The following is a 19,055-nucleotide window of genomic DNA, read 5'->3' on the forward strand; positions in this document are numbered from 1 at the left end:
CACGAGGCCCGCACGGGAGAGAACCATGAAGGTGCACCACTTCCTGGCCAGAGACCGCTTCCAGACCCTGCTCGATGCGCTGGGGGCGGCAGGCTACGAGGTCATCGGCCCCCAGGTGCGCGATCACGCCATCGTCTTCGCGCCGCTGTCCCGGGTCGGTGAGCTCCCCGAGGGGATCCTCGACGAGCAGGCCCCCGGCCGCTATCGGCTCGAGCTCACCGACAGCGGGCGCCTCTTCGACTGGACCACGGGCCCCCAGGCGATCAAGCCGCTGACCTTCGCGCCCCGGGAGACCCTGTGGACGAGCGAGCGCCAGCCCAACGGCCGGCTGGTGTTTCGCGAGCGGCCCCCCGAGGCCCAGCCGACGGCGGTGATCGGCGTGCGCGCCTGCGACCTCGCGGCGCTGTCGATCCACGATCGCCACTTCCTGCACGACGCCCATCCCGACCCGCATTATCGCGAGCGACGCCGGAACCTCCTGCTGGTCGCCGTCAACTGCCAGCGCTCGGCGGCCACCTGCTTCTGCACCGCCACCGGCGACGGCCCGCGGGTCCAGCACGGCTACGACCTGGCCCTCTCCGAGCTCGACGACGGCTTCGTGGTGGAGGCCCACACCCGGGAGGGCCAGGCGATCCTCGACGCCCTGGAGACGACCCCGGCCCGCCATGACCAGCTCGAGCAGGTGGAGGCCGGCCTCGAGCGGGCCAGCGCCCAGCAGACGCGCCGCCTGCCCGAGGGCGCGCTGCCGGAGCTGCTGCAGGCGGCCGTCGAGCACCCGCACTGGCAGAGCCTCAACGACCGCTGCCTGACCTGCGGCAACTGCACCGCGGTCTGCCCCACCTGCTTCTGCCAGACCCACGTCGACGCGCTCTCGCTGGACGGCCAGACGGCCAGCCACGACCGGCAGTGGGCGAGCTGCTTCGATCCCGACCACAGCTACATCCACGGCAGCGTGATCCGCGCCGAGCGGCCCCAGCGCTATCGCCAGTGGCTGACCCACAAGTTCGGCACCTGGGTGGAGCAGTACGGCCGCAGCGGCTGCGTGGGCTGCGGCCGCTGCATCGCCTGGTGCCCGGTGGGCATCGACGTGACGGAAGAACTGGACGCGCTTTCTAAAGCGCCCGACGATGCGCTGGCTAAAGCTCCCGACGGGGAGGAGACGCCATGACCGGCGCACTGGTGCCCTTCGAGGCCGAGGTGGTCGGCCGCAAGGACGAGACCCCGGACATGTTCAGCCTGCAGCTGCGCTTCACCGACCCCGAGGTGCAGGCCGCCTACCGCTTCACGATGGGCCAGTTCAACATGCTCTGCCTGCCGGGGATGGGCGAGGTGCCGATCTCCATCGTCTCCGACCCCGACGAGCGGGAGTGGATCGACCACACCATCCGCAAGCTCGGCTCGATCACCAAGAACCTCGGCCGGCTCGAGGTCGGCGACCGCCTCGGCCTGCGCGGCCCCTACGGCCGCGGCTGGCCCACGGAGGCGGCCGAGGGCACCGATCTCGTGATCGTCACCGGCGGGCTCGGCTGCGCGCCCTCGGTCTCGCTGATCGAGTACGTCCTGCACCGCCGCGGGCGCTACGGCCGCCTGCACATCATCCAGGGGGTCAAGCACTCCAACGACCTGATCTGGCGCGAGCGCTACGACGCCTGGCGACAGCACCCGGACGTCGAGGTCTACCTCACCGCCGATACCGGCGACACCCTCTGGCCCTGGCACGTGGGCCCGGTGACCCAGTTCTTCGAGCGCATCGCCTTCGACCCGGCGCGCTGCTCGGTCTTCATCTGCGGCCCCGAGGGCATGATGCGCGCGGTGATCAAGGCGATGCGCGAGCGAGAGGTACCGGAGGAGCGGATCTGGCTCAGCATGGAGCGCAACATGCACTGCGCCATCGGCTCCTGCGGGCGCTGCCAGCTGGGGCCCAAGTTCGTGTGCCGCGACGGCCCGGTCTTCACCTGCCGGGAACTGGCGCCCTACCTCTGGCATCGGGGAGTCTGACCATGACCACCGCCTCCCGCCGACCACGCATCGCCGTGCACAAGTTCAGCTCCTGCGACGGCTGCCAGCTCGCCTTCCTCAACCTGGGCGAGCCGCTGCTCGCGCTGGCCGAGACGGTCGACATCCTGCACTTCGCCGAGGCCGGCCCCGTCGACGAGGAGGCCGAGGTCGACATCGCCTTCGTGGAGGGCAGCGTGGCCACCTCCCAGGACGCCGCGCGGCTGCGCGGTATCCGCGAGCGCAGCCGCTACCTGGTCACCATCGGCGCCTGCGCCACCGCCGGCGGCATCCAGGCGCTGCGCAACCTGCACGACGCCGATGAGTGGGTGTCCGGCATCTACGCCAGCCCCGAGCAGATCGACCTGCTCGCCGACTCGACCCCCATCGCCGAGACCGTCAGGGTCGACCTGGAGCTCTGGGGCTGCCCGGTCAGCGGTGAGCAGGTGCTCGGCGCCACCACCGCGATGCTCGCCGGCCACCTGCCCCGGGTCGACCACAGCGCGGTCTGCCTGGAGTGCAAGCGCCAGCAGGCGGTGTGCGTCATGGTCGCCCAGGGCCGGCCCTGCATGGGCCCGGTCACCAGTACCGGCTGCGGGGCGATCTGCCCGCGCTTCCAGCGCGACTGCTACGCCTGCTACGGGCCCGCCGTCCAGGCCAACGTCTCGGCACTGGCCACCCACCTGGCCGCTACCGGCATGCCGGCAGGCGACATCGCCCGGCGCCTGCTGTTCATCAACGGTCATGCCGAGCCGTTTCGCAGCGAGGGGCGGGACTGGCAGGCCCGGGTCATCACGCGCTCGGGCCGCGAGGAGGAACCGGGATGAGTCACACCACGCGTACCGGCGAGATCCACGTACCGATCCTGGCGCGGGTCGAGGGCGAGGGCGCCCTGGAGCTTCGCATCGCGGCCGGTCGCATCGAGGAGTTGAAGCTGCGCATCTTCGAGCCGCCGCGGCTCTTCGAGAAGCTGCTCGAGGGGCGCGGCCCCCAGGACGTGATCGACAGCGTGGCCCGCATCTGCGGCATCTGCCCGGTGGCCTACCAGCTCAGCGCGGTGGCGGCGATCGAGTCGATCCTCGGCGTCACGCCCACTCCCTGGGTGGAGGCGATGCGCCGGGTGATGTACTGCGGCGAGTGGCTGCAGAGCCACAGCCTGCACATCCACCTGCTGGCCGCCCCCGACTTCCTCGGCTACGAGAGCGCCCCGGCGATGGCCAGGACATATCCCGACGAGGTGCGACGCGGCCTGCGCCTCCAGGGGCTCGGCAACGAGATCCTGCGCACCTTCGGCGGCCGCTCGGTGCACCCGGTCGGTGTCTGTCCCGGCGGTTTCTTCCACGCCCCCGAGGCGGCCACCATCGAGGCGCTTCGCGAGCACCTGGCCGAGGGCCTCGAGGAGGCCCGGGCGCTGATCGCCTGGACGGCCGGCTTGCCGCTTCCCGAGGACGACCAGGACTTCGTCTCGGTCTCGCTGCGCCATCCCCGGGACTACCCGATCACCGCGGGCCGGATCGTCTCCGACCGGGGCCTCGACCTCGACCCCGCCGACTTCGCGCAGCGCTTCCGGGAGTTCCAGGTGCCCCACTCCACCGCCCTGCACGCCCGGCTCGACGGCCACCCCTACCTGGTCGGCCCACTGGCCCGGCTCAACAACAACCTCGACCGGCTGCCCGCCGAGCTGAGGGAGCTTCTCAAAGAGCTCGGCATCCACTTCCCCAGCTGCAACATGTTCCACAGCATTGTCGCCCGGGCGGTGGAGATCCACGTGGCCATCAGCGAGGCGCTGCGCCTCACCGAGGGGTACGCCCCCGCCGCCGAGCCCCGGGTCGAGGCACCGGCCCGGGGCGGCGTCGGCTTCGGCTGCACCGAGGCCCCCCGCGGCATCCTCTGGCACCGCTACGCGCTGGACGACGAGGCCCGGGTCCTGGAGGCGCGGATTGTCCCGCCGACCAGCCAGAACCAGGCGCGGATGGAGGAGGATTTGGTGGCAAGCCTTACCCGCGTCGGCCTCGACCGCGACGACGACGCCCTGCGCCTTCACGGCGAGATGGTGATCCGCAACTACGACCCCTGCATCTCCTGCGCCACCCACTTCCTGGACTTCCATGTCTTGCGAAAATAAGCCGCCGGGGACTGAGCCGCCCATGACGGAGCCGGGTGTGACCAGGGAGGAGTCCGGCGAGCGGCCGGCGGGCCGGGCTCATCTAGTCGGGCTCGGCTCGCCCCACGGCGGCGACCGGCTCGGCTGGCTCGCCGTCGAGGCCCTGCGTGAGGCGCTGGCCGGCCGTGACGACATCAACATCGACTGCCTCGCCCAGCCCGTCGATCTCTTCCTCCCCCGGGTGGCGTCGAGCGAGCGGGTGCTGCTGATCGATGCCATGCGCGGCCGGGGCCCGCCTGGCACCCTCGAGGCATTCGCGCCGGGGGAGCTCCCCGAGACCGCCGCCCTCGCCTGCCTCTCGTCGCTCTCGTCTCATGGCCTCGACCTGGCGGGCACCCTGGCCCTGGCCGAGACCCTCGGCCTCTTCCCGGGCGGCATCCGGATCCTGGGCATCGAGATGCCGGCAGAAATACCGAAAGAAGCGGACCCCGAAATGCCTGAGCCGTGCCTCAATGAGGCCACGCGACGGCGCCTCCACGCGGCGGTCCTCGGCTGGCTCGACGGCGATGCTCACCGCGACATCGGGCCTCGGTGGCCAGCCGGCCCGGGCGTGCCATAGTGAACAGCGACACCTTGCGAGCGGAGGAGGAGCAGATGCAGGAGCGACAGGTCGAGATCGCCATCATCGGGGCCGGCAGCGCCGGGCTCAGCGCCTGGCACGCCGCCCGAAAGCACAGCGACAGCGTGCTGCTGATCGAGGGGGGCGCCTACGGCACCACCTGCGCCCGGGTCGGCTGCATGCCCTCCAAGCTGCTGATCGCCGCCGCCGACGCCGCCCACCAGGCCCGCGAGGCCGGCGGCTTCGGCGTCGCGGTCGGCCCGGTCGAGGTGGACGGGAGGGCCGTGATGGCGCGCGTCCGGCGCGAGCGCGACCGCTTCGTGGAGGGCGTGCTCGGGACGGTGGAGCGCCTCGGCGAGGCGAACCGCCTGGAGGGCCACGCCCGCTTCGTGGATCCGCACACCCTGGTGGTCGGCGAGCATACCCGGGTGACGGCCCGCACCATCGTCATCGCCACCGGCTCGCGGGGCACCTGGCCGGGCTTCTTCGAGGCGGCCGGCGACCGGCTGATCGTCAACGACGATGTCTTCGAGTGGGACGACCTGCCCGAGTCGGTGGCCGTGTTCGGCCCCGGGGTGATCGGCCTGGAGCTCGGCCAGGCGCTGCACCGGCTGGGCGTGCGCCTGCGGGTGTTCGGGGTCGGCGGCGCCCTGGGGCCCTTCCGGGACGAGACCGTCCGGGCCTACGCCGAGCGCGCCTTCCGCGAGGAGTTCTACGTCGACCCCGATGCCGAGGTGAAGCACATCGAGCGCGACGGCGACGCCGTGGCGATCACCTTCCTCGAGCGCGACACCGGCGAGCGCCTCACCGAGCGCTTCGACTACCTGCTCGCCGCTACCGGCCGGCAGCCCAACGTCGACCGGCTCGCTCTCGAGCGGGCCGGCCTGGCGCTGGACGACCGGGGCGTACCCCGCTACAACCGCTTCACCCTGCAGTGCCGCAACGCCGACGAGAGTCCCGGCCACATCTTCATCGCCGGCGACGCCAACCAGACGCTGCCGCTGCTGCACGAGGCCAACGCCGAGGGGCGCATCGCCGGCGACAACGCCGGGCGCTACCCGGAGCTGCGCGCCGGCCATCGCCACGTGCCCCTGGCGGTGGTCTTCACCGACCCGCAGATGGCCACCGTCGGCGCCGGTCGAGACGAGCTCGAACGCCAGTGCAGCGACGACGGCATCGCCATCGGCGAGGCCTCCTTCGAGGACCAGGGGCGCGCCGTGGTGATGCGCCAGAACCGCGGCCTGATGCGCCTCTATGCCGAGCACGGCTCGGGCCAGTTCCTGGGCGCCGAGCTGTTCGGCCCGCGGGTCGAGCACCTGACCCACCTGCTGGCCTGGATGCTGGAGCAGCGGGCGAGCGTGAGCCGCCTGCTCGAGATGCCCTTCTACCATCCGGTGCTGGAGGAGGGGCTGCGCAGCGCCCTGCGCGACCTCAACGCCAGCCTGCGCCAGGGGCCGGCGATCACCGAACGCTGCATGGAGTGCGGCCCGGGAGACTGACGATGAGACCACGACGCCTCGCCACCGCCGTCACGACCGCAATCACGAGCGCCCTGCTCGCGATCGCGCTCCTCGGTGCCCCTGTGGCCCTCGCCGCCGAGGAGGCGGACACGGCCGCGTCCGACGTGGCGGCGCTCGTCACAACGACGCCCGATGCGCCGAGGCGCCCGACCATCGGCCTGGCGCTGGGCTCGGGCGGGGCCAACGGCCTGGCGCACATCGCCATCCTCCAGGTCTTCGACGACCTGGGGATCGTGCCCGACCGCATCGCCGGCACCAGCATCGGCGCGGTGATCGGCGGGCTCTATGCGGCGGGCCTCTCCGCCGAGGAGATCCACGACATCTTCGACGACGTGGCCGGCTCACCGCTGGATGCCGTCTCCGGCCTGGCCGAATCGGACCTGAAGCTGAGGCAGCTGCTGCCGTTCCGGCGCGAGGAGGCCGGGCTGCTCGATTCGAGGGGCTTCCTGCGCTTTCTCGCCAGCCACACCGAGGTGCGCGCCTTCAAGGGGCTGCGTATCCCGCTCGAGATAGTGGCCACCGACTACTGGACGGCGGACAGCGTGGTCCTCGACGCGGGTCCGCTGTTCCCGGCCATCGGCGCCAGCATGGCGGTGCCGGGGCTCTTCGTGCCCGTTCGCCACGGCGAGCGGCTGCTGATCGATGGTGGCACCACGAACCCCCTGCCCTTCGACCTGCTCGAGGGCGAGGTCGACCTGATCATCGCGGTGGACGTCTCCGGCGACCAGCCGTCGGACGAGGGCGAGGAGATCGGCCTGACCGACATGCTGTTCAACAGCTTCAAGATCACCCAGAAGGCGATCATCCGGCAGTCCCTGCGCTACCACCCCCCCGACCTCTACCTGCGCCCGGAGACCCGGGGCGTGCGCCTGCTGCACTTCCATCGCCTCGACGAGATCCTGCGCCAGACCGCCCCCGACGCCGAGCGTCTGCGCGCGTGGCTCGAGAGCCGTCAGGCGATGCCGACCGGGGCGGCCCCGCCCCCCTAGGAGCGCCCCATGGCCTCGCCGCTTCCCCCGCCACGCCTGCTGTCCCGCCGGCGCCTGCTGGGCGGCCTGCTCGCCGCGGCGGCGGCCTCGACCCTGCCCGCCGCCACCCTCGCCCGATCGACCACGCCGCTGACCCGCACGCTGCCCGGCACCGACGTGGCCCTGCCCCGGGTCGGCCTCGGCAGCTGGATCACCTTCAATGTCGGCGACGACCCGCGGCTGCTCGAGGCGTGCACGGCGGTGATGGCGGCCTTCTTCGCCGCGGGCGGGCGCCTGATCGACTCCTCGCCGATGTACGGCACCTCCCAGGCGACGATCGGCCACGCCCTGGGGCGGCTCGAGGCCCTCGATCGCGTCTATGCCGCCGACAAGGTCTGGACCTCGCGGCGCGACGAGGGGCCGACGCAGATCGAGGCCTCCCGACGGGCCTGGGGCGTGCCGCGCTTCGACCTGCTGCAGGTCCACAACCTGCGGGGCTGGGAGGGCCACCTCGAGACCCTGCAGGCGATGAAGGCGGCCGGCGAGGTGCGCCACCTCGGCATCACCACCTCCCACGGGCGGCGCCATGACGAGATGGAGCACATCATGCGCCGCGCCGAGTTAGACAGCGTCCAGCTCACCTACAACATCGTCGACCGCGAGGCCGAGCAACGCCTGCTGCCGCTGGCCCGGGAGCGCGGCATCGGCGTGATCGCCAACCGTCCCTTCCAGCGCAAGCGCCTGATCCGGCGCCTGGCGGGCCAGCCGCTGCCGCCCTGGGCCGCCGAGATCGGCGCCGCGACCTGGGCGCAGTTCATCCTCAAGTTCATCATCTCCCACCCGGCGATCACCTGCGCCATCCCCGCCACCACCCAGGTCGAGCACGTGCGCGAGAACCTCGCCGCCGCCCGCGAGCCGCTGCCCGACGAGGCCATGCGCCGGCGCATGGCCGAATACGTGCGGGGGCTCTAGGCGGTGGGCGCCGGCGCCTGGTGGACCTATCGCCCCGATGACCTGCTGATGGTCTCGCCGCGGGTCTACGCGCGGCTGTTCGAACTGCACAACCAGGCGCTGTGGCCCGCCCAGCCGCTCGCCCTGGCGCTGGGCGGCCTGGCGCTGATCGTGCTGCTGCGCCCCGGCCCGCGACGCACCCGCCTGCTCCTCATGCTACTGGCGCTCGCCTGGGCCTTCGTGGCCTGGACCTTCCTGTGGCAGCGCTACGCCCCCCTCCAGAGAGGCATCGCCCCGGTCGCCGCGCTGTTCGGCCTCCAGGCGCTGCTGCTGGCGGGCCTGGGCCTTCTCCGCACGGGGCTCCACCTGCCGCGACGGTGGAGCGTGCGGCGCGGCATCGGCATCGGACTCTTCGCCTACGCCCTGGTCCTGCATCCGCTGCTCGCCCCGGCGACGGGGCGCGGCCTCGCGGGCGCCGAGCTCCTCGGCCTTACCCCCGACCCGCTCGCCATCGCCACCCTGGGTGTGATGGCCATGGCCGAACCGGCGCGGCGCGCCTGGGCGCTGCTGGCCCTGCCCGCCCTCTGGTGCCTGCTGAGCGGGCTCACCCTGACCCTGCTCGGCGCGCCCGGCGCCTGGCTGCCCCCGCTGGCCGTCGCCATGGCGCTGACGGCGCGGTGGTGGCCGACGCCGGCCGCGCTGCGTTGACTCGCCCCGGCCGGACGCCGGGGCGGGGCTGTTAAGCTGTTACTCATCTTATGGTTTCGCTTCGACGATCAGGAGTTATCGCCATGTCCAGGTTCCGCCTGCTGATCGCCCTGCTGCCGCTGGCCCTGCTCCAGGCCTGCGGCCCGGACGGGGCCTCGGTCGCCACCCTCGAGCCGCCCGTCCCCGGCGAGACGCTCCGGGTGGCCACCCGCAACGCCGCCACCACCTACTACCTCGACCGCCGCCAGGCCCCCGCCGGCCCCGAACACGACCTGGTCGCGGGCTTCGCCGAGGCCAACGACTGGGAGGTCGAGTGGGTGACCCTGGGCTCCACCGCCGAGGTGCTTGCGGCCCTGGAAGAGGGCGATGTCGACCTGGCCGCCGCCGGCCTGACCCACCTGCCCTCCCGAGACGAACGCTTCCGCCAGGGGCCGAGCCACACCGACGTCGTCGAGCAGCTGGTCTGCCATCGCGAGCGGCGCCCGATGCCCCGCGAGGTGGAGGAGATGGCCGACGTCGAAATCCGCGTCACAGCGGACTCCAGTTACGCGGAACGCCTCGAGAGCCTGGCCAACGCTCACACCGGCATCGCCTACGCCGAGGATCCGCGCACCACCGAGATGCTGCTCGCCGCAGTGGCAAAGCGCGAGGTCGACTGCACCCTGGCCGACTCCAACATCGTGCAGGTGGTGCGCCGCCACTTCCCGCATCTGGAGGTCGCCCTGAACCTGACCCGCGGCGACCGGCTGGGCTGGTACCTGCCCGCCGGGCACGGCGCCCTCGCCGAGCGGGCCAGGGAGTGGATGGCGAGCCCCGAGGGCGAGGCTCGCCTCGAGACGATGCAGCACCGCTACTACGACTACATCGGCGATTTCGACTTCGTCGACCTGCGGGCCCTGAACCGGCGCATCGAGGAGCGCCTGCCGCCGCTGCTGTCGCACTTCCTCGCCGCGTCCGAGGAGACCGGCATGCCCGCCGACCTGCTCGCCGCCCTGGCCTACCAGGAGTCGCACTGGGACCCCCGCGCCGTCTCCCCCACCGGCGTGCGTGGCATCATGATGCTGACCCGGAACACCGCCGAGTCGCTCGGCGTCGCCAATCGCCTGGACCCGGCCGAGGCCATCGACGGCGGCGCCCGCTACCTGGCCGACCGGCACGATCGGCTGCCCGACACCATCCCCGAGCCGGACCGCACCTACCTGGCCCTGGCCAGCTACAACATCGGCCGCGGCCACCTGCTGGACGCCCGGCAGCTGGCCCGCGAGCTCGGCAAGAACCCGGACTCCTGGGCCGACATGCGGGAGGTGCTGCCGCTCAAGGCCGACAAGCGCTACTACCCCCAGACCCGCTACGGCTATGCCCGGGGTTACGAGCCGGTGCACTACGTGCAGCGGATCCGCAACTACCTGGACGTGATCAGCGCCGCGGTGGAGTGGCTCCCCCTGGAGTCCGGGGATGCCGGGGACGAGCGCGTCGCCCGGCAAGGCTAGGCCCTCCCCGCTCAGGCCGTTGCGGGGGTCCCCACGGCGAGGTGCACGGCGATGACCGCCATCATCACGCCGATGGTGCCGTCGATCGCCCGCCAGGCCAGCGGCCGGGAGAGCCAGGGCGAGAGCGCCGCGCCGCCCCAGGCCAGCAGGCTGAACCACAGCACTGAGGCGGTGACCGCCCCGGCCACGAAGGTGGCGGCGCTCTGCTGCTGGGCGCCGATGGAGGGGATCAGCAGCAGGGTATCCAGGTAGACCTGGGGATTGAGCAGGGTGACCGCGAGGGTGGCGAGCAGCACGCGCCTCGGGCTGCGCTCGCCCGCCCCGTCGACGGAGAGCCCCTCTCGCCCGCTGGCGGCGCGAAAAAAGCCCTGGGCCGCCAGCCAGGCGAGGAAGACCACGCCCAGCCAACGAAGCGCCTCCAGCGCGCTCGGCATGCTCAACAGCACCGCACTGACGCCGAACATCCCGGCCAGCAGCAGCAGCGTATCGGTGCTCATGCAGAGCCCCGCCGACCACCAGTGGTGCTCGCGGCGCACGGCCACCCCCAGCACATAGGCGTTCTGCGCGCCGATGGCGACGATGATGCCGCCGCATACCAAAAGCCCCGTGAGATAGCTCTCCAACATCGCCTGCCCCCCCTCCTGATTCGTCGAGAGAGGCCAGCATAGCGACGCCCTGATATGCTGAAAAATCATCCTGCTAATATCACATCAGTTTTACTTATACCGAACGCCTGCCGAAGGAGGCCCCATGCTGGACTACAAGCTGCTCCAGGCGCTGGCCACGGTGATCGAGTGCGGCGGCTTCGAGCGCGCCGGCGAGCAGCTGGGGCTCTCCCAGTCGGCCATCTCCCAGCGCATCAAGGCGCTGGAGGTCCGCCTGGGCCAGCCGGTGCTGATCCGCCACCCCCGGCTCGCCCCCACCCCCGCGGGCCAGCGGCTGCTCAACCATGTCCAGCAGGTACAGCTGCTGGAGCGCGACCTGCGCACCACGCTGCCGACCCTGGAGGAGGCCGCGCCGCGCCTGCGCATCGCCCTCAATGCCGACAGCCTGGCCACCTGGTGGGCCGAGGCCGTGGGCGACTTCTGCCGGGCCAGGGGCCTGCTGCTGGACCTGGTGATCGAGGACCAGGACGTGGGGCTCAAGCGGCTGCGCGACGGCGAGGTGGCGGCCTGCCTGTGCGCCAGCGACCGCCCCATCGCCGGGGCGCGCTGCGTGCCGCTGGGCACCATGGTCTACCACCCCTACGCCACCCCGGCCTACATCGCCCGCCACTTCCCGGACGGGCCGACGTCCGAGGCCTTCCAGCGCGCCCCGGCCATCGTCTACGGCCCCCATGACCAGCTGCAGCACCGCTTCCTGGCGAGCTGCGGCTACCACGGCCGCTTTCCCTACCACCTCTGCCCCTCGTCGGAGGGGTTCGTGGGCCTGACGCTCGCCGGCATGGGCTACGGCATGATGCCGCGCATGCAGGTGACGTCGCTGGTGGCCGAGGGCCGGCTGGCCAGCCTGGCGCCGGAGCAGGCGCTCTCCGTGCCGCTCTACTGGCACTTCTGGCGCCACAGCGGCGAGGTGCTGGAGCAGCTGACCGATGTGCTGAGCAGGGTTCGACTGGAGTGAGTACCGGCTCGGGTACGCCCGAGGCGCCGAAGCGCCCATCGCCCCGTGGGGCGCGATGGCCCCGCGGGCGAAAGCCTGTATGATGGCCGGGCAACACCTTTTACCCGCAGGGAGCAGCAGACACGATCGAGCATTCTTTCCAGCCAGCACGGGAGGTTCACATGAAGGTCTACAAACCTGAATGGCAGTGCACGTTTAGCGTCAACGAAGGCATGGAAGAATCCGCCAGCTGGAAACAGCGAATGGCCTGGCGCTTGAGGGCCTTCGCCGATCGGCTGGACGGCGGTGGTAGAACGCTGAAGATTGACTGCAACGTGACCCCCGAAGTGAGCCGCGAGGAGGTCGACACCTGCCTGGAGAAGGGCTTCGCCCTGACCCAGGGCCTGCTTCTCCAGCTCGCCCACCAGGCCGCCTGCGAGAACGTGATGCGCGATGCCAAGGCGGAACTCTTCGAGCAGCAGCCTCAACGCTGAGGCCATGAGCACGAGACGGTGCTCACCGCACCCCATTCGGCCCCGCCGGATGGGGTGTTTTGCGTCAGGGCGGCGGCCACGCCACCTCGAACAGCCGCGACTCGCGAACCAGGTGCACGACGATGGCCAGCATCATCAGGCCGGTGGCGATCTCGATGGCGCGCCAAGCCGCCGGGCGCGACAGCCAGCCGGAGAGCCGGGCGCCGCCCCACGCCAGCATCGCGAACCAGGCCACCGACGCGGTCGCCGCCCCCAGCATGAAGATGGCCGCGCTCCTGAGCTGGATGCCCACCGAGGGAATGACCAGCAGGGTCTCGAGGTAGACCTGGGGATTGAGCAGCGTGACCGCCGCCGTCGCCAGCAGCACCTGGCGGCGGCTGCGCAGCCGGCCCCGGGCCGAGACCAGCCGGTCGTTGCCGCTGATCGCTCGCCCCAGGGCCTGGGCGCCGAGCACGACGAGAAACGCCACCCCCAGCCAGCGCATCACCTCCATGGTCACCGGCAGGGTCACCAACAGGGCGCTGATCCCGAACATCCCGGCCGCGAGCAGCAGCACGTCGCTGCCGATGCACAGCCCCGCCGACCACCAGTGGTGCTGGCGTCGAATCGCCTGGCCGAGCAGGTAGGCGTTCTGGGCACCGATGGAGGCGACGAGGCCACCGTTCAGCGCCACTCCCGTGAGGTAGCTCTCGAGCATGGGGTCGCTTTCCGTAGCGGGGTACACCACACCCGACGCGGGCGCAGCCTCCTCAGGCTAGTTGAGCCGGCCCTTTGCGCCAGGATTTACCTGACTTTCCCGTGCCGCATCGTCCGCCGACGGTGGGTCACGCGATGCTATCCCAGCGCGATCGCGACGCGAGTCGCATACGGCTTGGCGCGCCCGGCGTTCTGAATTAGACTGGTCGTCTAGTACGACACGTACCCCGCACACCGACAGGAGTCGCACGATGCAGACCCGCTTCTTCACCATCTCCGATCACCCCCAGGGCACCCCGGCCCGCGAGCTCTTCGAGCTGCACGAGCAGGCGCTGCCCGACCTCGCCGAGGGCGAGGTGCGCATCCGCAACACCTGGCTGTCGGTGGACCCCTACATGCGCGGCCGCATGGACGGCGTGACCACCTACATCGAGCCGTTCGAACTGGGTGCGCCCCTTGAGGGGGCAGCCATCGGCGAGGTGATCGAGTCCCGCGCGGCGGACTTCCCCGTGGGCACCAAGGTGCGCCACATGGGCGGCTGGCGTGACGTTGCCCAGCTGCCCGCCGGCGAGCTCGAGACTCTGCCCACCTTCGAGGTGCCGGAGCAGGCCTACCTGGGCGTGCTCGGCATGCCGGGCATGACCGCCTGGAGCGGCCTCAACCTGATCGCCGAGATGAAGGAAGGCGACAACGTGCTGGTCAGCGGCGCCGCCGGCGCGGTGGGCTCGCTCGCCGTGCAGCTGGCCAAGGCCAAGGGCGGCACCGTGGTCGGCATCGCCGGCTCCCAGGAGAAGCTCGACTGGCTCGAGGCGCACGGCGTCAAGGCCGTCGGCTACAAGGGCAAGGACGCCGCCCAGCTCACCGCGGCCCTCAACGAGGCCTGCCCCGAGGGCTTCGATGTCTACTACGAGAACGTCGGCGGCACCTGCCTCGAGGCGGCGCTGAACACCCTGCGGGTCGGCGCGCGCATCGCCGTGTGCGGCATGATCTCCCGCTACAACGCCGACGGGCCTAGCGCCGGCCCGGGCAACTTGGCGATGATCCTGATTCGCCGCGCCCGCATGCAGGGCTTCATCGTCTTCGATCACTGGGCGCACTACCCGCAGTTCCTCGAGGAGGTCGGCCCGCAGGTCGAGAAGGGCCAGATCGACTACGAGGAGACCGTCGAGGAGGGTCTCGAGCGCACCCCGGACGCCTTCCTCAAGCTGTTCGAGGGCGCCAACCGCGGCAAGATGCTGGTCAAACTCTGATCCGCACCGCCCGACATGAGCACGACGTGAGCTGAAAGGGGGCGCCGGCCGAGCCGGCGCCCCCGTTGCGTTGGCCCCTCCGGGCTGGAATCCTGGCGATACGCCCCACCCGCCCCGAGGAGACGGCCATGAACGCCATCAACCCCGAGAAGCTCCACCACAGCAAGTGGACCGCCGTCGCGCCTCGCCACAAGGAGAAGCACTTCCTGGTGACGAAACTGCTGCGCGACGAGGAGGAGACCGTGGTCGAGGTGATCCTCGAGGCGGTCTATACCCGCCGCGAGACCCTCCTGCCCTGGCAGGCCCTCAAGGACGACGCCACCTGGCGGGTGGGCTGGCGCTAGCCGCCGGCCCGGTCCCCGGTAACGCAAGACTTAGCCGCGCGGGTCCATCACCCCGGCGTAGCGCACCCCGCTGAGCAGGGCCATCTCGCGCTGCCAGGTGGCGAGATCCTCCGGGTTGAACTGATCCAGGCGGTGGTGGCCGCAGGCCCGGGCCAGCACCTGCATCAGCGCGACGGAGGACTCGAGGAAGGTCGTCAGCTGGCGGGCCGACTTCTCGACGTCGAGGCGCTGGCGCAGGTCCTTTCGCTGGGTGGCGATCCCCGCCGGGCAGTTGTTGGTGTTGCAGATCCGCGCGGCCACGCAGCCGATCGACTGGATGGCGCTGTTGGCGATGGCGATGCCGTCGGCGCCCAGCGCCAGCGCCTTGACGAAGTCGCTCGGCACCCTGAGCCCGCCGGTGACGATCAGGGTGACCCGGCCGCTGGCGCCCCGGGCGTCCAGGTGGCGCCGGGCCCGCGCCAGCGCCGGGATGGTGGGCACGCTGATGTGGTCGCGAAAGAGCGTCGGGGCCGCCCCGGTGGCGCCGCCGCGGCCGTCGAGGATGAGGTAGTCGGCGCCGGCGTCCAGCGCGAACTGGATGTCCCGCTCGATATGGTTGGCGCTGAGCTTGAAGCCGACCGGGATGCCGCCGCTGAGCTCCCGCACCCGGTCGGCGAAGCGGCGGAAGTCCTCCACCGAGTGCAGGTCCTCGAAGGTGGGCGGCGAGACGGCCGGCTCGCCCTCGGGGATGCCGCGCACCTTGGCGATCCTGGCGGTGTTCTTGTTGCCCGGCAGGAAGCCGCCGGTGCCGGTCTTGGCGCCCTGCCCGCCCTTGAAGTGGAAGGCCTGGACCTTCTCGAGCAGCGCCTCGTCGTAGCCGAACCGGGCGCTGGCGAGCTCGTAGAAGTAGCGCGAATTCTCCTGCTGCTCCTCGGGCAGCATGCCCCCCTCGCCGGAGCAGATTCCGGTGCCGGCGTGCTCGGCGCCGCGGGCCAGGGCGATCTTGGCCTCCTCGGAGAGGGCCCCGAAACTCATGTCCGAGACCAGCAGCGGCATCGAGAGCGTCAGCGGCTTCTTGGCCTCGGGGCCGATCACGAGCTCGGTGGCGACCTCGGCGTCCTCCATCAGCGGCTGGGTCGCCAGCTGGGCGGCCATGATCTGCAGGTCGTCCCAGTGCGGCAGGGTATGGCGCGGCACGCCCATGGCGGCGGTCGGCCCGTGGGGGCCCATCTGCTCGAGCCCCTCCCGGGCCAGCTGGTGGATGAAGGCCACCGTGGGCTCCTCCTCGGTGGGCTTGGCCTCGGGGGCCTGGTCGCCATCCTGCGCGTCCTCCGACTCGTCGGCGGCGTCCCCGGGGCCTTCCTTCCCCACCTCGTCGTCGTCGAAGCGCGCGTGGGTGCCGTCACAGTAGGGCGCATCGGCGGTGTGCTTGCAGCGACACAGGGTCGCCTCGCCGTCCTCCTCGGCCACGAAGCTCAGCGGCGTGAAGCCCGTGCCGGCGTGAGAGCCGTCGCAGAAGGGCTGGTCGGCCGAGCGGCCGCAGCGGCAGAAGGCATACTCCTTGTCCTTGGTCAGGGTCACGGTGGCGGGCGAATTGGCGGCTATCACGGGCGTCTTCATGGGCGCGGGCTCCTCGATCGGCGCGTGGGTCCTCCTGCCAAGATAGCCACCGACCGCGGCCGGCGAAAACCCCGCGGCCTCGATGCGCTCGATCGTCCCTGGCTATCGTCCCCGCTCCTTGCGCCCCGGAGACGTCTGGGAAAATCCGCGGGCTCAGATCAGGAGTCGGCGAACAGCGCCGCGTAGGGGCGCTCGAGGGCACGGCGCACCTCGGCCAGCGAGAAGACCCGCGCGAAGGTCGCGAAGCGCTGCCCGTCGAACCACAGCTCGACCACCGGCAGCGAGAAGATGCGCCGCTGGGCGCAGAGCGCCGCGGCCTCGCCCTGGCAGTCGGCGTAGCAGGCCTCCAGGCGGGGAAACTCGGCGGCCAGCAGCGCCTCGAGGCGAGGCTTGATGGCCTGGCAGACCCCGCAGGCCCGGCCGCCGAAGAGCACCAGCACCGCGGGGTGCGCGGCCAGGGTGGCCTCGAAGGCGGCCCGATCCGCGACGGGCGTCACGCCGCCGGCTCCTCGGCACCCTGGCGCACGTAGCGCGTCAGGCGCACCTCCACGGTGACGGTGAGGGCGTCGAGCGCCGCCGCCCGCTCCCGGCCCTCGACGCTGGCGCGATAGAGGTGCGGGGTCATCGCCAGCAGGTCGGCGATGGTTTCTGCGCCCTCGAGCGCGAGGGGGTAGCGCAGGGTCTCGGTATCGAGGTGCGCGAAGCCCGCCGGCGCGGCGGGCTCTGCGGTGCGCTCGGGCTTCAGGCGGGGGTAGATGATCTCGCGCAGCTCGCGCAGGTGATCCGGTCCCGCCTCGGCCGTCAGCAGCACCCCGCCGGGCTTCATCACCCGGGCGAACTCCGCGGCCACCGGGAAGCCGAACAGGCAGAGCAGCCGGTCCAGGGTGCCCGTCAGCACCGGCAGGTGGGCGTTGCTGCCGACCACCCAGCTCGCCGGCACCCCCGCCTGCTTGCCCTGCCGGGCGGCGGCGAGCACCGCCCACTTGGAGATGTCGAGGCCCAGCAGCGAGAGCGACGGCGGCGCCTCGCCCTCCTCTGCGCCCACTTCGTCACGCTTCTCGTCACAGGTGCGGGCCAGCTCGCGCAGGTAGTAGCCCTCGCCACAGCCGGCATCGAGGCAGCTCAGCGGCTCGGGGCCCGCCCCGGCCAGCACCGCGCGGCCGACCGCGTCGGCGATCGGCCGGTAGTGGCCGGCCTCGAGGAAGCGCTGGCGCGCCGCGACCATCGCCTTGCTGTCGCCGGGATCCCGGGAGCGCTTCTGCTGCACCGGCAGCAGGTGCACGTAGCCCTGGCGGGCGATATCGAAGCTGTGCCCGGCGCTGCAGCGCCAGGCACCGTCGCGGCGCGTCAGCGCCTCGCCGTCGAGGGGACAGGCCAGCGCCTCGAAGGGGGTGCTGCTCATGAGGCGTCGCCCTGGCCGGCGACGGCCGCCGCCTGCGACGCGGCGCGGGTCTCGATGCGCTCGCCCTCGCTGCGGCCGATCACGGCGGTGCCGACGAGATCGCCGGTGACGTTGAGCGCCGTGCAGCCCATACCGACCAGCGCATCGATGGCGGTGAGCAGCGCCACGGCCTCGATGGGCAGGCCGACCTGGGAGAACACCGTGGCGATCATCACGATGCCGGCGCCCGGCACCCCGGCGGTGCCCACCGAGATCAGCGTGCCCACCACCACGATCTGCAGCATGCTCGACCAGTCCAACGGCGCGCCCATCACGTTGGCGGCGAACACCGCCGAGATGGCGATGCGGATCGCCGCCCCGTCCATGTTGAGCGTCGCGCCCAGCGGCAGGCTGAAGCCGTAGAGGCTGCGCGGCAGGCCCAGGCGGCTCGCGGCGTCCAGGGTCAGCGGCAGGGTGCCGGAGCTGCTCTGGGTGGCGAAGGCGGTGGCCATGGGCGTGCGCGCCTCGCGAAAGAAGGCCCGCACCGGCACGCCGAAGCCGCGCAGCAGGCCGAGATAGACCAGCAGCTGCACGCCCAGCGCCAGGTAGAGCACCACCACCATGTCGCCCAGCGACAGCAGGGTCTCGAGGCCCTGCTCGGCGACGGTGCCGACCACGATGGCAAAGACCCCGACCGGCACCACGTGCAGGATGCCGCCCATCACCTTGAGCGTGGCGGCGTTGAGCGCCTCGATCAGCCCGTAGAGCTTCTCGCCGAGCTCGGACTGGGACTCCGACTGGCGCATCTTCGCCACGGCCAGGCCGAACACCAGCGCGATGAAGATGATGCCGAGCAGGTCCTGCTCGGCGAAGGCGGCGACGATGTTGGTCGGCACGATGCCGAGCACCACCGAGAGGATGCCGGGGTTGTCGGGCACCGAGACCGAGCCCGCGCCCTGAAGCGACATGCCCTCCCCCGGGGAGAGCAGGGTGGCCACGGCCAGGCCCACGGCGATGGCCAGCGCCGAGGTCGCCAGGTAGTAGAGAAACACCTTGCGGCCGATGCGCCCGAGGCTGCCGGCCCGCCCCTGGTTGACCCCGGCCATCAGGGTGAAGAGCACGATGGGCAGGATGATGAACTTCAACAGCCGCATCAGCAGCTCGCCCAGCGGGGCCAGCCAGTCGGCCACCGCGGGCCCGCCGAGCAGGCCGACCACCACGCCCAGCACCAGGGCGAGGCTCACGCGCAGGATCAACGAGGCATCGCGGTAGCCGCGCCACAGGGGGGACAGAAGAGTAGACATCTTGACCTCTTGGGAAACGATAAGCGCCGCGGA

Annotated in this window: 20 protein-coding genes; 14 read left to right on the plus strand and 6 right to left on the minus strand. The window is 71.6% G+C overall.

Annotated elements, in window-relative coordinates:
• The first annotated feature begins 25 nt into the window (after positions 1–25).
• The 10 genes from C9F13_RS05360 (at position 26) to mltF (ending at position 10,355) form a co-directional block, all read left to right on the plus strand.
• Positions 26–1,168, plus strand: a complete 1,143-nt coding sequence (locus tag C9F13_RS05360) for a 4Fe-4S dicluster domain-containing protein (RefSeq protein ID WP_108445146.1) — start codon at positions 26–28, stop codon at positions 1,166–1,168.
• Entirely contained in the window at positions 1,165–1,998 is an 834-nt protein-coding gene (locus C9F13_RS05365) for an FAD/NAD(P)-binding protein (RefSeq protein ID WP_108445147.1), read from the plus strand. The genes C9F13_RS05360 and C9F13_RS05365 overlap by 4 nt, the downstream gene beginning before the upstream one ends.
• Positions 1,999–2,000: 2 nt before the next feature.
• The gene (locus C9F13_RS05370) at positions 2,001–2,822 is read left to right on the plus strand and encodes an NADH-quinone oxidoreductase subunit B family protein (RefSeq protein ID WP_108445148.1); all 822 of its coding nucleotides are present in this window, start codon (positions 2,001–2,003) and stop codon (positions 2,820–2,822) included.
• Positions 2,819–4,120: a Ni/Fe hydrogenase subunit alpha gene (locus C9F13_RS05375; protein WP_108445149.1), complete on the plus strand. Its 1,302-nt coding sequence runs from the start codon at positions 2,819–2,821 to the stop codon at positions 4,118–4,120. The genes C9F13_RS05370 and C9F13_RS05375 overlap by 4 nt, the downstream gene beginning before the upstream one ends.
• Positions 4,121–4,142: 22 nt before the next feature.
• On the plus strand, positions 4,143–4,718 hold the full coding sequence (locus C9F13_RS05380) for a hydrogenase maturation protease (RefSeq protein WP_157955169.1): 576 nt from the start codon (positions 4,143–4,145) through the stop codon (positions 4,716–4,718).
• 35 nt (positions 4,719–4,753) lie between these two features.
• The gene (locus C9F13_RS05385; RefSeq protein ID WP_108445151.1) at positions 4,754–6,217 is read left to right on the plus strand and encodes a dihydrolipoyl dehydrogenase; all 1,464 of its coding nucleotides are present in this window, start codon (positions 4,754–4,756) and stop codon (positions 6,215–6,217) included.
• Between the two features lie 2 nt (positions 6,218–6,219).
• Entirely contained in the window at positions 6,220–7,227 is a 1,008-nt protein-coding gene (locus C9F13_RS05390) for a patatin-like phospholipase family protein (RefSeq protein ID WP_108445152.1), read from the plus strand.
• A gap of 9 nt (positions 7,228–7,236) precedes the next feature.
• Positions 7,237–8,178, plus strand: coding sequence for an aldo/keto reductase (locus C9F13_RS05395; protein ID WP_108445153.1), 942 nt, complete (start codon positions 7,237–7,239; stop codon positions 8,176–8,178).
• Positions 8,179–8,181: 3 nt separating this feature from the next.
• On the plus strand, positions 8,182–8,865 hold the full coding sequence (locus tag C9F13_RS05400; RefSeq protein WP_211310902.1) for a DUF6064 family protein: 684 nt from the start codon (positions 8,182–8,184) through the stop codon (positions 8,863–8,865).
• Between the two features lie 83 nt (positions 8,866–8,948).
• A complete protein-coding gene (mltF, locus tag C9F13_RS05405; RefSeq protein ID WP_108445154.1) occupies positions 8,949–10,355 on the plus strand; it encodes a membrane-bound lytic murein transglycosylase MltF in 1,407 nt (468 codons plus the stop codon).
• A gap of 11 nt (positions 10,356–10,366) precedes the next feature.
• Here the strand turns inward: mltF and C9F13_RS05410 are convergent, their stop codons facing one another.
• Complete coding sequence (locus C9F13_RS05410; protein WP_108445155.1) at positions 10,367–10,981, minus strand: LysE/ArgO family amino acid transporter; 615 nt, start codon at positions 10,979–10,981, stop codon at positions 10,367–10,369.
• A gap of 124 nt (positions 10,982–11,105) precedes the next feature.
• On the opposite strand from C9F13_RS05410, the gene C9F13_RS05415 reads away from it, so the two are divergent.
• Complete coding sequence (locus C9F13_RS05415) at positions 11,106–11,975, plus strand: LysR family transcriptional regulator ArgP (RefSeq protein ID WP_108445156.1); 870 nt, start codon at positions 11,106–11,108, stop codon at positions 11,973–11,975.
• A gap of 161 nt (positions 11,976–12,136) precedes the next feature.
• Positions 12,137–12,448 (plus strand): hypothetical protein, encoded by a 312-nt coding sequence (locus C9F13_RS05420; RefSeq protein WP_108445157.1) that lies wholly within the window; start codon positions 12,137–12,139, stop codon positions 12,446–12,448.
• Positions 12,449–12,512: 64 nt separating this feature from the next.
• Here C9F13_RS05420 and C9F13_RS05425 read toward each other — a convergent pair whose 3' ends face one another.
• The gene (locus C9F13_RS05425) at positions 12,513–13,145 is read right to left on the minus strand and encodes a LysE/ArgO family amino acid transporter (protein ID WP_108445158.1); all 633 of its coding nucleotides are present in this window, start codon (positions 13,143–13,145) and stop codon (positions 12,513–12,515) included.
• Between the two features lie 250 nt (positions 13,146–13,395).
• Here C9F13_RS05425 and C9F13_RS05430 point away from each other — a divergent pair, with 250 nt between their 5' ends.
• Complete coding sequence (locus tag C9F13_RS05430; protein WP_108445159.1) at positions 13,396–14,394, plus strand: NADP-dependent oxidoreductase; 999 nt, start codon at positions 13,396–13,398, stop codon at positions 14,392–14,394.
• A 128-nt stretch (positions 14,395–14,522) separates the two neighbouring features.
• Positions 14,523–14,738, plus strand: coding sequence for a TIGR02450 family Trp-rich protein (locus tag C9F13_RS05435; RefSeq protein WP_108445160.1), 216 nt, complete (start codon positions 14,523–14,525; stop codon positions 14,736–14,738).
• A gap of 30 nt (positions 14,739–14,768) precedes the next feature.
• Here C9F13_RS05435 and C9F13_RS05440 read toward each other — a convergent pair whose 3' ends face one another.
• The 4 genes from C9F13_RS05440 to C9F13_RS05455 all read right to left on the minus strand — a co-directional run bounded on the left by C9F13_RS05440 (position 14,769) and on the right by C9F13_RS05455 (position 19,022).
• The gene (locus C9F13_RS05440; protein WP_108445161.1) at positions 14,769–16,337 is read right to left on the minus strand and encodes a glutamate synthase-related protein; all 1,569 of its coding nucleotides are present in this window, start codon (positions 16,335–16,337) and stop codon (positions 14,769–14,771) included.
• Positions 16,338–16,495: 158 nt separating this feature from the next.
• Complete coding sequence (locus C9F13_RS05445; RefSeq protein ID WP_108445162.1) at positions 16,496–16,834, minus strand: thioredoxin family protein; 339 nt, start codon at positions 16,832–16,834, stop codon at positions 16,496–16,498.
• A complete protein-coding gene (locus tag C9F13_RS05450) occupies positions 16,831–17,739 on the minus strand; it encodes a putative RNA methyltransferase (protein ID WP_108445163.1) in 909 nt (302 codons plus the stop codon). Before C9F13_RS05450 ends, C9F13_RS05445 begins: the two co-directional genes overlap by 4 nt.
• Positions 17,736–19,022: a dicarboxylate/amino acid:cation symporter gene (locus C9F13_RS05455; RefSeq protein WP_108445164.1), complete on the minus strand. Its 1,287-nt coding sequence runs from the start codon at positions 19,020–19,022 to the stop codon at positions 17,736–17,738. Before C9F13_RS05455 ends, C9F13_RS05450 begins: the two co-directional genes overlap by 4 nt.
• Positions 19,023–19,055 lie beyond the last annotated feature (33 nt).

Source organism: Halomonas denitrificans (assembly GCF_003056305.1).
In the GTDB taxonomy this organism is placed as follows: domain Bacteria; phylum Pseudomonadota; class Gammaproteobacteria; order Pseudomonadales; family Halomonadaceae; genus Halomonas; species Halomonas denitrificans.

Coding starts and splice junctions, on each gene's coding strand:
- C9F13_RS05380 (WP_157955169.1), top strand. CDS start 4,143: ATGACGGAGCCGGGTGTGACCAGGGAGGAGTCCGGCGAGCGGCCGGCG.
- C9F13_RS05385 (WP_108445151.1), top strand. CDS start 4,754: ATGCAGGAGCGACAGGTCGAGATCGCCATCATCGGGGCCGGCAGCGCC.
- C9F13_RS05425 (WP_108445158.1), bottom strand. CDS start 13,145: ATGCTCGAGAGCTACCTCACGGGAGTGGCGCTGAACGGTGGCCTCGTC.
- C9F13_RS05360 (WP_108445146.1), top strand. CDS start 26: ATGAAGGTGCACCACTTCCTGGCCAGAGACCGCTTCCAGACCCTGCTC.
- C9F13_RS05435 (WP_108445160.1), top strand. CDS start 14,523: ATGAACGCCATCAACCCCGAGAAGCTCCACCACAGCAAGTGGACCGCC.
- C9F13_RS05440 (WP_108445161.1), bottom strand. CDS start 16,337: ATGAAGACGCCCGTGATAGCCGCCAATTCGCCCGCCACCGTGACCCTG.
- C9F13_RS05365 (WP_108445147.1), top strand. CDS start 1,165: ATGACCGGCGCACTGGTGCCCTTCGAGGCCGAGGTGGTCGGCCGCAAG.
- C9F13_RS05375 (WP_108445149.1), top strand. CDS start 2,819: ATGAGTCACACCACGCGTACCGGCGAGATCCACGTACCGATCCTGGCG.
- C9F13_RS05410 (WP_108445155.1), bottom strand. CDS start 10,981: ATGTTGGAGAGCTATCTCACGGGGCTTTTGGTATGCGGCGGCATCATC.
- C9F13_RS05430 (WP_108445159.1), top strand. CDS start 13,396: ATGCAGACCCGCTTCTTCACCATCTCCGATCACCCCCAGGGCACCCCG.
- mltF (WP_108445154.1), top strand. CDS start 8,949: ATGTCCAGGTTCCGCCTGCTGATCGCCCTGCTGCCGCTGGCCCTGCTC.
- C9F13_RS05420 (WP_108445157.1), top strand. CDS start 12,137: ATGAAGGTCTACAAACCTGAATGGCAGTGCACGTTTAGCGTCAACGAA.
- C9F13_RS05455 (WP_108445164.1), bottom strand. CDS start 19,022: ATGTCTACTCTTCTGTCCCCCCTGTGGCGCGGCTACCGCGATGCCTCG.
- C9F13_RS05415 (WP_108445156.1), top strand. CDS start 11,106: ATGCTGGACTACAAGCTGCTCCAGGCGCTGGCCACGGTGATCGAGTGC.
- C9F13_RS05370 (WP_108445148.1), top strand. CDS start 2,001: ATGACCACCGCCTCCCGCCGACCACGCATCGCCGTGCACAAGTTCAGC.
- C9F13_RS05450 (WP_108445163.1), bottom strand. CDS start 17,739: ATGAGCAGCACCCCCTTCGAGGCGCTGGCCTGTCCCCTCGACGGCGAG.
- C9F13_RS05390 (WP_108445152.1), top strand. CDS start 6,220: ATGAGACCACGACGCCTCGCCACCGCCGTCACGACCGCAATCACGAGC.
- C9F13_RS05395 (WP_108445153.1), top strand. CDS start 7,237: ATGGCCTCGCCGCTTCCCCCGCCACGCCTGCTGTCCCGCCGGCGCCTG.